This window comes from Idiomarina sp., assembly GCF_048265525.1.
Taxonomy (GTDB): domain Bacteria; phylum Pseudomonadota; class Gammaproteobacteria; order Enterobacterales; family Alteromonadaceae; genus Idiomarina.
In genome coordinates this window covers 273,962-287,909 of record NZ_JBLXBI010000002.1, presented here as the reverse complement: position 1 = coordinate 287,909, position 13,948 = coordinate 273,962, and the positions used below count along the sequence as shown (strand labels likewise).

Below are 13,948 nucleotides of genomic sequence, written 5' to 3'. Positions count from 1 at the left end.
CGGCTGACTTAGTCCTTGTTCTGGTTCTTGGTCGCTTCCAGCTCTTTTTCCAACAACTCCACGCGCTCGCGCAGGCGCAGTAACATTTGCTGCTGCACATCCAGCTCTTCGCGGGTGACTAAATCCAGTTTTGACAGCTGTGACTGCAAGGTTTGTTTAACGCGCTGTTCCATGTTTCCGGCTAGTTCTTTCACGCCGGATGGCATGCTGTCGTTAATTTGGCGAGCAATATTCTCTATTGTTTTGTTGTCCATAAGTCTCTCTTTGTGTAAATCGTTGCTTATGCGTTTAGCTTAGCAGGAGATTCAGGTAAAATCCGAGCTTCTTATCAGCTTTTTCACGAATCAGGAACTCCGCGGCGCCCATGCTGAACGATCGCCAGAACCAGGCTGTACATTACATCCAGGGCCCTTTATTGGTGCTTGCCGGCGCCGGTAGTGGCAAAACCCGGGTAATAACGGAGAAAATTGCGTACCTGATCCGCCAGCAAATTTACACCGCCCGGCAAATTGGTGCAGTGACTTTTACCAATAAAGCCGCCAAAGAGATGAAAGAGCGTATTGCGCAAACCTTGCCGAAAGCGCAGCTGCGCGGTTTAACCGTGTGCACCTTTCATACTTTGGGGCTAAATATTATTCGTCGGGAACTCAGCACCCTGGGGTTTAAGCCCGGCTTTTCATTATTTGACGACCAGGACACCTACGCCCTGCTTAACGCCCTGACTGAAAATGTATTTGAGGGCGACAAAGCGCTGATTCAAACCTGTCAGCACCAGATAGGCCACTGGAAAAACGCCATGCTGTCGCCGGAGTTGGCTCTACAAAAGGCGTCAAACGATCAGGAAAAAGCCTTCGCGCAGGTCTACCAGCAATACCAGAATAACCTGAGCGCCTGTAATGCCGTGGACTTTGATGACTTGATCCGCCTGCCAACGCAGTTACTGGCGACCAACGAAAACGCCCGCGCACGCTGGCAGAAAAAGTTTCAGTATTTATTGGTGGACGAATATCAGGACACCAACACCAGCCAGTACCAACTGGTTAAATTACTGGTGGGCGAACGCGCTCGTTTTACCGTGGTAGGCGACGATGATCAGTCGATATATTCCTGGCGGGGCGCACAGCCTAAAAACCTGGCCTTGTTGAAGCAGGACTTCCCACAACTGGACGTGGTTAAGCTGGAACAAAACTATCGCTCGCACGGGCGTATTCTGAAAGCCGCAAATATTCTCATTGAAAACAACCCGCACGTATTTGAGAAAAAGCTGTTCTCGGAAATGCAGTACGGCGAGCCGATAAGCGTTATTTTTGGTCGTAACGAAGAGCATGAAGCGGAACGCGTGGTTGCCGAAATTGTAAAACAGCGGTTCCTTCGCAAAACGCCGTATCATCACTTTGCCATTTTATACCGGGGTAATCACCAGTCGCGTCTGTTTGAAAAAGCTCTGATGAACAACCGCATCCCGTATAAAATTACCGGTGGTCAGTCGTTCTTTGCGCGCGCGGAAGTCAAAGACATTATGGCGTACCTGCGGTTACTGGTGAACCCAACCGACGACACCGCCTTTCTGCGCATTATTAATACCCCGCGGCGCGGCATTGGCCCGCAGACCGTTGAGCGTATTGGCCGTTTGTCGCAGGAGTTAGGCTGTAGCTTATTTGAAGCCTGTCAGTCGCCCCATTTAAAAACGCAGCTTAGTACCGGTGTGTTTCAACATGTGGACGTGTTCCGCAACATGATAGATACCCTGGCCCGCCGCGCCGATCATCAGGAAGACGCCAGTGACGCGGTAAAACAACTGCTGAGCGAAATTGGCTACGAAGACTGGCTGTTTGAGCAAAGCCCCAGCGCGAAAGCCGCCGAAATGCGGATTAAAAACGTGTACGAACTCCACCGCTGGGTATCGGACATGCTAAAAGGCGACGCCGAACATGAACCCATGGAATTGAATCAGGTGGTCAGTCGCTTGTCGCTGCGCGATATGATGTCCCGTAACGAAGACGACGAGCAGTTTGAACAGGTGCAGCTAATGACCTTGCACGCCTCTAAAGGTCTGGAGTTTCCACAAGTGTTTTTAGTGGGCATGGAAGAAGGCCTGTTACCGCACCAAAGCAGTATTGATGAAAATAACATTGAAGAGGAACGCCGTCTGGCTTACGTCGGCATTACCCGCGCCCAGCATAAGTTAGTCTTTACTATGGCTAAGGAGCGCCGTCAGTTTGGAGAAAAAACGGAACCACAACCCAGCCGCTTTTTGCTGGAATTACCGCAAGACGATTTAGAATGGGAACATCGCAAGCAAAAATCTGACGAGGAACGTGAAGAGCAACGAAGTCAGGGCCTGGAAATGTTGAAAAACGCTCTGAAAAAGTAGCGCACAACTAAGCTGATACGGAAGAGGTGTCGTCGTCTTTGGCTACAGTGCCTTCATAGTTTTCGTCAATGAAGCTGCCCTGCCCCATAATAACACCTTGCTTTTCCACATCATTTTTTTGCGTTTCAGTTTCCAGTCCATCGGCATAAACAGCAATATCGAGCTCATGACACAAGGTAACAATGTGCTTTAACATGGCCTGCGCCCGGTTATTACTGCTTAGCCGGGCAATGTAATGATGATCCAACTTAAGTATGGTAAACGGAAAGTTATACAGGAACTGAAGCGGCCCGGAGCCACTGCCAAAGTTGTCTATAACGAGCTTAAAGCCAAATTCGGAAAGCCGCCTTAAACTGGCCAGTACCCGGCGGCCGTCTCTGACCAGGTCGGTTTCATCAAACTCCAGTGCGATATTCTCTGGTTTAACACCGCTTTCACTCACAATATTCACCAGCTCATTCAAGTGACTGGTTTTCAATAAATGACGCACAGATAAATTCAGGTGCAGCATAGTTTCAGCACTGGCACTATTTTCAACAAGCCACTGGCTGGCTGCCCGTAAAGCAAAGCGGTCAAGCTTCACAATAAGGCCGGTGCGCTCGGCCAGAGGTAACAACTCTTCACTTTTAAAGCTGTAGCGCGGGTCTTCCCACACCAATTTAGCTTCTACGGCTTTGACCTCGCCTGTCATTAAATTCACTATTGGCTGAAAACTGACAGCGAAATCTTTCTCAACTTTAGCATGGCGCAACGCCGTTTCCTTACGAACACTGTCCACTAAGTTTTCATGCATGCTGTCATCAAATAATACGTAGCGCCCGCGACCCATACCTTTAGCCTGGTACATGGCTGCATCTGCGTCGCGTAACAGCCGTTCAGCCGAATCAGTTTCTTCCAGACACTCGGCAATGCCGATACTGGCGCCGGAGTAATGCTCCTGTCCGTTCAGATGGAAAGGCTCACTCATTTGCTGGATCATGCGCTTGGCAACGTCTTTGGCGTCATCAATACTGGTAATGGTATCCAGCAGAATAACGAATTCATCACCACCTAAGCGCGCCACCATATCGTTGTCACGTACGCAGTCACCAATACGCTTGCTGACTTCCAGCAAGAACTCATCGCCGGCAGAGTGCCCAAGCGTGTCGTTTATATTTTTAAAGCGGTCCAGGTCAACAAATAGCACCGCAAAATGGTGCTCAGGGTGCCGTCGTTTATGCGCCACGGCCTGCTGCAAACGTTCATTGAACAATATGCGGTTAGGTAAGCCGGTCAGGTTATCGTGGTGCGCTGCGTGGAATAAGCTGGATTCGGTTTTTTTCCGTCGTTCTATTTCGGACACCAGCTCTTCGGTACGCTCCGCCACTTTCTTTTCGAGGAACTGGTTCACTCGCTGAATTTCTTCCGCTGAGCGTTTTCTGTCAATGGCCACGGCAACGTGCTGCGAAACGAAGTTCAGCAGCTCTAAATCATCGCTATGATATAAAAAGTCGCCGTCGTAGGTCTGGACCGCTATAACCCCAAACACCTGCCCGTTCATCATTAAGGGGCTACCGAGCCATTGCTTAGCCAGCTTCATACCACCGTAGCCCAGCTCTATCTCGTTTTTCTTCAGCAGTTTTTGACGTACAGGAGCATCGATAAAGGCAGGTTCACGCATCTTAATAACGTATTCGGTTAAACCTTTACCAGCTCGTCGGCGTTCGGCTTTAGCGCCTGTTTCATCCACATGGTAGGGAAAGTGTATAAACTTTTTATCGTCTGATAAAAGCGCGACAAAGAAGTTGTCGGCATGAATCAATTTACCGATTTGTCTATGCAACTGTCGATAAAAGGCATTCATATCGTCAGAGGTATTGGTCAGTTCAGAAATAGCAAAGAGCACCGAGGTTTGCTGCTCAGCCCTTTCACGAATGGTAATCTCGCTCATTAAGCTTTCATTCGCATGGCGTAGTTCAGCTGTCTGGTGCTCTATTTCGCTTTGCATTAAGTCGCGCTGCTTTAAACGTTCGAGCGCATTCACTACGTGTTGCGATACAAAGGTAAGCAAATCTTCATCTGAGGCGTCATAACGAACGTCAGCGCTGTAGCTCTGCACCACCATAACACCTATGGTCACGTCACCACGTTTTAACGGAACACCTAACCAGTCCTGATGCTCTGCCCCTAAACCTTCTATTTCGGCGTTATCAATTAAGCGCTGATACACTTCCGGCGGGCAAAGCAAAGACTGGCCTTTTCGCAAAACATAACCCGTTAAGCCTTTCTTCAATTGCTCTATAGGTATGCGTTCAAATAAGGTGTCCTGATCAATTTCATCGACAAAATAAACAAAATCGACCAGCTCTTCCTGAGGTTCGTAAAGACAAATATAAAAATTACGGGCGTACATCAGTTCGCCGATAATTTCGTGCAGAGACTGATAAAAGTTGTCCATTTCGCGCGCAGAAGCCGCCAGTTCCGATATTCGGAACAGCGCTTTTTGTACGACTTCAGCAGACCGATACTTTTGGGTCAACCCCTTTAGTCGGGCGATGACTTTGTGCAAGCGTTCATTTTCAGTTTTTATATTCTGAAGCTGTTCCTCGCTATGCGTACGGTCTGTCATTCAGGTTCAACCTTAGACACTGACACTCCTTGCCGCGAAATACATTTTGTTAACACTTGTTGCGTTTAGTAACAGTCGTACAGTATAGACCTGTGTCAAAAAATAGAAAAGATCTGGTTAAAAATTAATTAGCGAAGGAAGTTAAGAGAGCGAATTAACGTCGATTGACACAAAAAAGACCACCGGGTGGTGGCCTTTTGTTACTGAAGATGCAAATAAAACTAAATTTCTTCAGTCATGTAATTTATTGCAGCTTGAATTTCTTCTTCTGAGCAGTCGCTACAGGTTCCTTTAGGCGGCATGGCATTAAAGCCTTCTACTGCGTGCTTCAATACCGTTTCCATACCCTGGTCTAAACGTTCTTGCCAGTCAGACGCTTCGTTAATTTTAGGAGCACCCATAACACCGCTGGTATGGCAGGCAGTGCAATACTTATCGTAAACTTGCTGGCCTGAACGCGGTCCGCTGCTTTCTTCCGCGGCACTGCTTTCACCAGCCACATAGTGTTTTCCTGCAGGTTTAATACGTTCGGCAATTGCTTCACGTGACATATCATCCTGCACTGATGCCGCACTAATACTTAGCGCAAACAGCATTGAAATGGTGCCTAAAACGCTCTTAACGAAAAATGAATTCATAGCTTTCACTGGTTTCTCCTACAAATGGCTGGTGTTCTTGCACGCCCAGTTAGTGGATGCGATTATAACCACAAATGTGCAAAGGATAAACACTTGGCTGAAATTGCTCGCAAAATAGCTTTGCTGGATTTGGATGCGTTCTTTGCTTCGGCTGAAGAATTACGCGACCCAAGCCTTAAAACACGCCCTTTTGCTGTCGGTGGCGGTGGTGAACGGGGGGTTGTTGCAACAGCAAATTATCTGGCTCGTCAGTTTGGCGTTAAAAGCGCGATGCCGGGTAGTCATGCCCGCCGTTTGTGCCCGCAGTTAACCTTTATACGACCCGACGGCAACTACTACCGCGAACTGTCCAATAAGGTTCTGGACATTTTGCATGAATTAACTCCCCGCATTGAACCGGCTTCTATCGACGAGTTTTATCTGGACTTAACTCATTTGGAAGGCTTTAAAGGCAGCGCAACTTTGGCCATGAACTTTGTTCGTGACCAAATTAAAACTCTGGGAATAACCGGCTCTGCCGGCATTTCAAACCAGAAAATGGTGGCCAAAATTGCCAGCGAAGAGCGCAAACCCGATGGTCAGTTTGTGGTTCGTCCGGCGGAAGTTATGGACTACATTGCGGCATTAAACCTCAAACAAATCCCCGGTGTTGGACCTAAAAGTCAGCAAGTGCTCACTAACTATGGACTCACCACAGGAAAAGACATCCAGAATATCGAATTGCAGCAATTACAGGCCATTCTTGGTGATAAAGCCGGGTATGTACTATTTGAGCGCTGCCATGGGCGGGATCGCCGCGAAGTTGTTACAGAGCGCATTCGCAAAAGTGTTGGGGTTGAACAAACCCTGGCAACGGATATGCGATTGGAATCGACAGCTCAGGCTTATGTTCAGGACAATTTATTACCGAAACTGCGTCAACGAATGAAAATCACTCACTGGCGTGAGCAGCCCATTCGTAGCCAGACACTAAAGCTGAAATTCTCGGACTTCACACAAACAACGGTCTCCCGTAGTGCTCAGTTTATTTCACCCAGCCTGTTTTATCAGTTATTAGATGAAGCCTGGCAACGTGGGAAAGGAAAAGGGGTAAGGCTGTTGGGGATCAGTGCAACATTGCCTGACCCCAACGAGCAATTACAACTCGAACTCGAGCTGGATTAGTCTTCTTTCACTGTGACAGTGATTTTTTCTGACACCACGGCCGGGTTATGCGGTACGTGGTTCTTGTCGCCTAAGATAATTTGTAGCGTATGTTCACCCGGCTCTAAGGTCACGGTCGTTTCTGTCTGACCACCACCAAAATGAGTCACGTCACCGCCCATAGGCTTGTCCATGGCTGGCAGTTCGTCTTTATCAATCATCAAGTGATGATGCCCGGTGTGTTTTACGTCAACACCCGCGGGTGCTACACCCATACCACTTAAGCCAAACTTCACTTTAAAGGTTTTACCAACCACTTCACCATTTTGCGGAGAAATAATATAAGCCTGGGCTTGCTCTGATGCTTCTGTACGTTCTACTGCCTGAGCCGTTGTTGCCAGAACAGGTCCGCCAAGTAGTGCTATGGCGCCAATCATCCATGCTTTGTTCATAGGTTTGCTCCAATAGTTGATTTCGATCAATTCAGTTTAAACTGTGTCACCAATTGTTCCAAGCGTTCAAATGCCGTATTCAGCTCGCGACAAGCCTGCTTGGTATTATTTAGATTGTCGACACTCTGATCGTTCATACTGCTAATATCCATAATGTCACGATCAAGCGTTTGGATCACTGAAGTCTGTTGTTCTGTTGCCGACGCTACTGAGTGGTTCACGTCATCAATAGTTACAATGATAGCGTTAATTTCAGACATGTGCTCAGCAGACTCTTCCGCGCTTAACACGCAGGCACTGCTTATTTCCTGACTTTCCTGAATAACCTGAACAACGCTGCGCGTTCCGGCTCTGACCCGTTCTATCATGGTTTCAATTTCGCCCGCCGACGACGAAGTTCGCTGAGCCAGACTGCGCACTTCATCCGCAACCACCGCAAAACCGCGACCGGCTTCCCCTGCTCGTGCCGCTTCAATAGCCGCATTTAGAGCCAGCAAGTTAGTTTGCTCTGTTATGCCTTTAATAACCTCAATGATCTTACCAATGTTCTGTGTGTCTTCATCCAGGGTATGAATTGCCTGGCTGGAGGCATCCATGCGCTCCGACAAGTGCTGAATTTGTTGTCGGTTGTGTTGCAATGAATCTCTGGCAGATGACGCTTTTTCGGTACCAGAGCTTGCCTGTTCAGAGGCTTTTGCAGCATTTTCGGCAATTTCATTAGCACTCGCACCCAGTTCATTCACCGCCGTTGCAACAGAACTGGCTTTTCCGGCCTGTTCACTGCCTATGTCCATTGAATCGTCACTTGCCTTAACCATGCTGCGAATATTGCCTTCCACTTGTTGTGCCGCCGCATTCACTTCCAGCAAGGCTTGCTGGATTTTCTCAATAAACTCGTTCATACGGCGTGAAACAAGGCCAAACTCGTCGTCGGATTCAACCGGCAGCCGCTGTGTTAAGTCACCCTCTCCGCGAGCCATATCGGTTACGGCCTCATTTAGGCGACGCAAAGGTTTAAGCAATAAGCGTAGTAACCAGGTTAATGACACCACTACCGCCACAATGCCAATAACCAGGTAAACAATGGCGGTCCAGGCAAAGGATGACACGTTGCTGTAAGCCTGCTCACGGTCAATAACCACTCCCAGATACCATTCAACTCCCTGAATACCCTTTATTTTATGGAATGACACGAGGCGGTCTGCTCCATCAATACGGTATTCGGAAAAATCAGAGCTAAAAGCAACTGACTGACCAGCGTAATCGTTCACAGATTTTTCAATCCAGTCTTTGTTGGGGTGTGCCAGAATATTTCGATCACCGCTAACTAAGAAGGCATAACCCAGCCCCATAAAATCGATGTCGTTAACAATGTTAGAAATCTCATCCAGCATCATATCGCCACCGGCAACTCCCACCAGCCGGCCATCGCGACGCATGGGTACCACCGCAGTAATGGTCAATTCATTGGTTGTGACATCTATATAAGGCGCGGTATAGGTTGGCTGCCCTTCATCAACCGCCAGCTGGTACCAGGGACGGCCGCGGGCATCGTAATCGTCCGGCAGGTCGATGCTGGGATCATCGAGCAGAAAAGTACCGTCGAGCAAACCGTAATACACATTTTTAAACTTACCAGCGGCTTTGGATTGTTGAACCCGCTCTAGAGCACGGTCTGTGGAATCATCAACATGGTAGGCATTCGCGGTTGCCTGAACAATGCTCATGCGATCATCAAACCACTGCGAAATATTGTTTGATACTGAGTCAGACAAAGCCTGCATTTGATGCTGCAAATTACTGCGGGTTTGATTCGACATCTGCAAAAAGTTGGTCAGCGTGAAGACTCCCAGCACGAGTACCAGTATCAACGACGCAACAATAATGACCTTTTGCGTGAACTTTAATTTTTTCAGCATCTTCGGAGCTTCTCTTGTTATCTTTCTTATATGATCATGCGTTTACCAACAAATTATCCCACTTGAATATCGGTTTCCGGAAAGCGTATATGCCGTTTTCTTGGTGTAGCCAAAAAATACGCCAGAGTTAACGGTCCAACACGGCCCGCGAACATCAAAAACACCAATACCAACTGACTTGCCGATGTCACTTCTGCGGTAATTCCACGAGATAATCCAACCGTTGCCGAAGCCGACAAAACTTCGAAGGTTATATCTATAAACGGCAGCGGATTCAAAATCATTAGGGTAAATATCCCCAGAAACATCAAAGTAAGGGTAACCAAAGTGACCGCAAGAGCTTTCATAACCAGTTCCTGAGGTACCGTGCGGTTCAATAGGGTCACATACTCACGACGACGAAGAAAAGCATAAGTGGCGACCAGCAAAACAATAAAAGTTCCTAACTTTATGCCACCTGCGGTACTCATTGAACCGCCACCGATTAGCATCAGTAGCATAGTATAAACAGCACTAGCGTCGGTCATTGCTCCGGTATCAACCGTATTAAAGCCTGCGGAGCGAGGCGTAGTAGCCTGAAACCACGCCGCCATCGCCTGGTCACCAAGACTTAAATTGGCAAAGGTTGCCGGGTTGTTCATTTCCAGCAGCCAAATAATAGCAACCGACAATACATTAATAATTAATGTCGCCCACAAAATAGCGCGGGTATAAACCGAGAATTTATACCAACGCCGCTTTTCGTAAATATTAGTAATGACCGAAAAGCCCAAACCACCTATAACGAATAAAATGCTGATGATCAGGTTAACCGGAATACTACTGGCGTAATCCACAATACCGTTAGGAGACAAAACAAAGCCTGCGCTGTTAAAAGCGGAAATAGCGTAAAAAATACTTTCAGCAAAGGCGTCCACGAAACCTTTTTCCTGCCACCAGGTTAATGTCAGGCCAACCACAGCTATAGCCTCAACAATCAGCGCCAGCGATACCACCGCTTTTGCCGTACGGCCAATGCTGGCAAGACTGGTTTGCTGCATAGCCTCTTTTGCCAGTACCTGATGCTGAATCCCGACATGACCGCCTATCGAAATAGCAGCCAATACCGCAAAAGTCATAAAGCCTAAACCACCCGCCTGAATCAGCAGAGCCAAAACACTCATTCCAAAAGGCGTGTAAGTCGCTCCAGTATCGACAACGACCAGTCCGGTCACGGTAACGGCTGAGGTTGCGGTAAACAGACTCTCTAACCAGGTTATTGGCTGTTCAGTTGAAAACGGTAACTTTAAGAGTAAAGTGCCTAATAAAATTAGACAGGCAAACCCACCGGAAAGAATAACCGGAGGGCTGGCTTTAAAAGCTCTACGTCTTTTACGCCCGGGGCGACGATACAACCATGCTAGTGAGGATGCCCACTGTTTCATGAAGACTCTTTTAGCTTAGGTGCAACGGATTTTAACGCTTTTAAACTGCCCGCCATAACCAGGGTCTCATTACCTTCCAGAGTCATCGATAGTGACGGGCTTACTGTCACTTCATCACGTCGTTTTATTAATAATACATGAAAGAACTCACTGTCATCGGGCATGATGTCGTTCAGGGTTTTTCCTTTTAAATACTCACCAATACTAATTTCGACACAGAACCAATTGTGCCCGAGCGACATGTATTCATTAACCATAGGGTAATTCAGCGACTGCGCTACCCTTATTCCCATTTCTTCTTCCGGATGAATAATACGCTTTACACCCAGTTTTGATAAAATTTGATGGTGGGATTTAGAGGTCGCTTTTGCCCAAATTTCTTCTACACCAATTGTTTTCAGGTGCAAAACACACAATAGACTGGCTTGCAGATCTTCCCCAATAGCAACCAGAACCACTTCACAGTTGGTTAAATCGAGTTCTTCCAAAGCTTTTTCATCGGTCACGTCGGCAATGGCAGAATGCGTTAACACATCCGCCATTGCTTCAACGGCTTTTTCGTTCGAATCAACGCCTATGACACGATGCCCAAGATCGAGCAGTTCTTTTGAAGTTCGGGCACCAAAACGCCCTAAACCTATGACGCCAAATTCTGCCATGTCAGACTCCTATTGTGCTTTTGCCGGTGCCAGGAACAAGGCGTTCATCAGCAAGGTATTTAAGCCGTCCATATAGGCACGGTACGTGGGTTCCTGAGTAAAGCTGATAATCATGCCTTTACCGCTTGGCTGCCACATTAACAGCGGTTTGTAAGGTAATTGCTGAGCTATATCGTCCCACAAAAAGCCACTGGCTAACAGGCTATCCGCGCCAGCAAACCACGCAATGTTGCGACCGTGATCAATATCAATGGGGGTAAATACGTCGTTACCGTTATAAATACTCACAACCTGCGGTTTAACACCGGCGCTTAACCAGTGGTCTGTATCTACTTCGGTATTTAGCAAAGCACCCGGCACCCAGTCGGGGTCAGCGCCGTGCGGTTTTATTTCCGTTAAGAACTGCTCGCGGCTTTCAATCACTTTACCGTCTACTTTAATTTCTTCATCAGGCTCAGTAACGCCTTCTTCCGGCACTTTGCGTTCCAGCTGGGTATTAAGCAGACCGGTTTCAACCGCCCAGGCAGAAGCGCTGCCTAAGGTCAGCAACACACCACCGTCTGACACCCACTGTTGGATCTTCTCAACGGTTTTGTCGTTAAGCACGCCGGAGTATGCGCCTTGCGGTAATATCAGAACATCCAGACCATTAAGGTCATCTTGCAATAACTGCATGGTACGAATAGCTGTTACCGGATAACCCATCTGGCGTTCAATCACAAAGCGGGTATGCCCTGCACTGTAAGGGCTAACCGGCTCATCCCAGGCAATAGCAATGTTCGGAGCTTCCAGTTTGCTTACGTTGTGCGAACCAAAGTTAGGCCCTTCAGTCATCCAGCTTGTATCAACGCCTTCAACGGTTGCGCCTGACGCCTCAGCGAGCTTTTGTAATTTAGTCTGCAAACCATCAGGGTTGTCTGCGCGGGTTAAAATCAATGAACCACTGGGGAATTCACCAGCGCTTTCGTGGGTAAAGGCTAATTCGCTTTGGCGAACCTCTAAACCTTCGCGCAATGCAGCAGCGAGGAAACGACCTGCATTCATGTCACCCCAGCGAACCAAAAAAGCCACTTTGGCGTCCGGGTTAGTCACTTTGCCAGGCTCAATACGACCTTCTTCTACAAAGGCTGTAGCAACGTCAGGTAAGTCATCACACGTGTGGCTGTCGACATTGAACATCAACGGCAGAGACCAACCGGTCACGTCGTAAATTTGATCCGGCAGGTTATTGTTACGGCGCTGCTCCTGCTCTGCCAGGAAGTCATCCGCCATATCCACCTGTTTATCCATTAAGGTGCGTATCATGCGGTGTGCAGGTTGTGCCATATCAATGATATAAGCACCAGCTTCATAATCAGTACCGCACACATCAAACGCCTTTTCCGCCTGCTTCACTTCTGCACCCTGTTCAACCAGTAAAGAAGCCAGTTTACGTGCGGCAGCCGGGTCGTCCTTGGCGGGCAGAATAATAGAACGGACATCACCGTCTTCGCCGGCTTCAACCGCTGACTTGCGGTATTCCCAGAACTTCTGCAATAAGGCTTCGCGACGCTCAGAAACTGTCTGAATCGTCGAGATAGACGCTATAAAATGCTGCTGAACACCGTCGGCGTAGGTCAGTACGTCACCGTCTGTACGGTCAAACAAATGCCCGCGCGCTGAAGCCATCTCGTAGGTCATTGCAACTGAGCCCTGATACAGCGGCCAACTGGCACCGTAGCCCGGGTAAAACGCATCGAAAATTTCGCGGGTAAAATAATCAAAGCCCTTTTCGTCGAACCACTGGCCGTTATTTTTACCAATCCAGTTCAGCGTTTCGCGTTGTGACTCGGTAATCAGTGGATTATAAGGCCGAGCCTCTGGGGTGAAGTAATAAGTGGAATCGCCACCCATCTCATGCAGATCAACAAACACCAGCGGATAGTATTTTAATAAAGCATCTATTTGCCCGCTAATTTCAGGCTGAGTCAGTGCTATCCAGTCGCGGTTCATATCAAACAGGTAGTGGTTCGTGCGTCCGTTAGGCCAGGGTTCGTTGTGCTCCGCACTGCGGCGATCGCCTGAGTGCTCAAGCCCAACACTCATGTAATAACGATCCACAAAGCGGGCACGCCCGTCCGGGTTTTGCAGTGGGTCAATGAATACCATGGTGTTATCTAACCAGCGTTGGGTCTGCTCACGCTGGTCATGCAGCAAATGATAGGCGGTTACCATAGCGGCTTCCGGTGACGAAATTTCATTGCCGTGAACGCCATAGGACAGCCAGATGCTACCGGGCAATTCGTCAATTAACTGCTCAGCCTTATCGCTGTCGGTTTTGCGCGGGTCGGCTAAGGCCTGCATGCCCTTCATAAAACCGTCAAAGTCAGCCATATTGTCTTCACTGGAAATAACCGCGTAATAAAGCGTACGCCCTTCCCAGCTTTTGCCGTACTCAAGCAATTTTACTTGTTTGGGGTAAGCCTGCTGCAGAGCTTCAAAATAACGGCTCATGTCGGCCGGGCTGGTAATTTTAGTGCCAAGCGGATAACCCAGGACCTGCTCAACAGTCACTTCTGAATTACTGTAGTTCGCTTCGGGGAGTAACGAACTCTCGCCCGAGAGTTGTTGTGCTTGAGTCGGCATGACCAACCATGAGGCGGCTATCAGCGCCGCAAATTTGAGACTGCGCATCTTCATTCCTGTTGTTTTATGCACTTTTAAACTGTGCTTAGGGTTTCTTTTTATGTCT

10 protein-coding genes are annotated in these 13,948 nt (G+C 48.2%); 2 read left to right on the top strand and 8 right to left on the bottom strand.

The genetic code is table 11. The features are described 5' to 3' along the window. Positions 1–8: 8 nt before the first annotated feature. Positions 9–254: an accessory factor UbiK family protein gene (locus ACN0TF_RS06800; protein ID WP_153849472.1), complete on the bottom strand. Its 246-nt coding sequence runs from the start codon at positions 252–254 to the stop codon at positions 9–11. A 110-nt stretch (positions 255–364) separates the two neighbouring features. Here ACN0TF_RS06800 and rep point away from each other — a divergent pair, with 110 nt between their 5' ends. Continuing rightward, the gene (rep, locus tag ACN0TF_RS06795) at positions 365–2,374 is read left to right on the top strand and encodes a DNA helicase Rep (RefSeq protein WP_417441300.1); all 2,010 of its coding nucleotides are present in this window, start codon (positions 365–367) and stop codon (positions 2,372–2,374) included. 7 nt (positions 2,375–2,381) lie between these two features. Here rep and ACN0TF_RS06790 read toward each other — a convergent pair whose 3' ends face one another. Then, complete coding sequence (locus ACN0TF_RS06790; protein ID WP_417441299.1) at positions 2,382–4,982, bottom strand: diguanylate cyclase domain-containing protein; 2,601 nt, start codon at positions 4,980–4,982, stop codon at positions 2,382–2,384. Between the two features lie 221 nt (positions 4,983–5,203). Then, positions 5,204–5,629 (bottom strand): c-type cytochrome, encoded by a 426-nt coding sequence (locus tag ACN0TF_RS06785; RefSeq protein WP_417441298.1) that lies wholly within the window; start codon positions 5,627–5,629, stop codon positions 5,204–5,206. A gap of 84 nt (positions 5,630–5,713) precedes the next feature. On the opposite strand from ACN0TF_RS06785, the gene dinB reads away from it, so the two are divergent. Continuing rightward, positions 5,714–6,784 carry a DNA polymerase IV gene (gene dinB, locus ACN0TF_RS06780; RefSeq protein ID WP_417441297.1) on the top strand — a complete coding sequence of 357 codons (1,071 nt, stop codon included), beginning with the start codon at positions 5,714–5,716 and terminating at the stop codon, positions 6,782–6,784. Here the strand turns inward: dinB and ACN0TF_RS06775 are convergent. From ACN0TF_RS06775 to ACN0TF_RS06755, 5 genes are read right to left on the bottom strand one after another with little or no spacing between them, the layout of a single operon-like run. Then, the gene (locus ACN0TF_RS06775) at positions 6,781–7,215 is read right to left on the bottom strand and encodes a DUF4399 domain-containing protein (protein WP_417441296.1); all 435 of its coding nucleotides are present in this window, start codon (positions 7,213–7,215) and stop codon (positions 6,781–6,783) included. The genes dinB and ACN0TF_RS06775 overlap by 4 nt on opposite strands. 26 nt (positions 7,216–7,241) lie before the next feature. Further along, positions 7,242–9,134 (bottom strand): methyl-accepting chemotaxis protein, encoded by a 1,893-nt coding sequence (locus ACN0TF_RS06770; protein WP_417441295.1) that lies wholly within the window; start codon positions 9,132–9,134, stop codon positions 7,242–7,244. Positions 9,135–9,187: 53 nt separating this feature from the next. Further along, positions 9,188–10,558 (bottom strand): TrkH family potassium uptake protein, encoded by a 1,371-nt coding sequence (locus ACN0TF_RS06765; RefSeq protein WP_417441294.1) that lies wholly within the window; start codon positions 10,556–10,558, stop codon positions 9,188–9,190. Then, positions 10,555–11,217: a potassium channel family protein gene (locus tag ACN0TF_RS06760; RefSeq protein WP_417441293.1), complete on the bottom strand. Its 663-nt coding sequence runs from the start codon at positions 11,215–11,217 to the stop codon at positions 10,555–10,557. The genes ACN0TF_RS06765 and ACN0TF_RS06760 overlap by 4 nt, the downstream gene beginning before the upstream one ends. A 9-nt stretch (positions 11,218–11,226) precedes the next feature. Next, on the bottom strand, positions 11,227–13,890 hold the full coding sequence (locus ACN0TF_RS06755) for a M14 family zinc carboxypeptidase (RefSeq protein WP_417441292.1): 2,664 nt from the start codon (positions 13,888–13,890) through the stop codon (positions 11,227–11,229). Between the last annotated feature and the right edge of the window lie 58 nt (positions 13,891–13,948).

Coding starts and splice junctions, on each gene's coding strand:
- ACN0TF_RS06800 (WP_153849472.1), bottom strand. CDS start 254: ATGGACAACAAAACAATAGAGAATATTGCTCGCCAAATTAACGACAGC.
- rep (WP_417441300.1), top strand. CDS start 365: ATGCTGAACGATCGCCAGAACCAGGCTGTACATTACATCCAGGGCCCT.
- ACN0TF_RS06790 (WP_417441299.1), bottom strand. CDS start 4,982: ATGACAGACCGTACGCATAGCGAGGAACAGCTTCAGAATATAAAAACT.
- ACN0TF_RS06775 (WP_417441296.1), bottom strand. CDS start 7,215: ATGAACAAAGCATGGATGATTGGCGCCATAGCACTACTTGGCGGACCT.
- ACN0TF_RS06770 (WP_417441295.1), bottom strand. CDS start 9,134: ATGCTGAAAAAATTAAAGTTCACGCAAAAGGTCATTATTGTTGCGTCG.
- ACN0TF_RS06765 (WP_417441294.1), bottom strand. CDS start 10,558: ATGAAACAGTGGGCATCCTCACTAGCATGGTTGTATCGTCGCCCCGGG.
- ACN0TF_RS06760 (WP_417441293.1), bottom strand. CDS start 11,217: ATGGCAGAATTTGGCGTCATAGGTTTAGGGCGTTTTGGTGCCCGAACT.
- ACN0TF_RS06755 (WP_417441292.1), bottom strand. CDS start 13,890: ATGCGCAGTCTCAAATTTGCGGCGCTGATAGCCGCCTCATGGTTGGTC.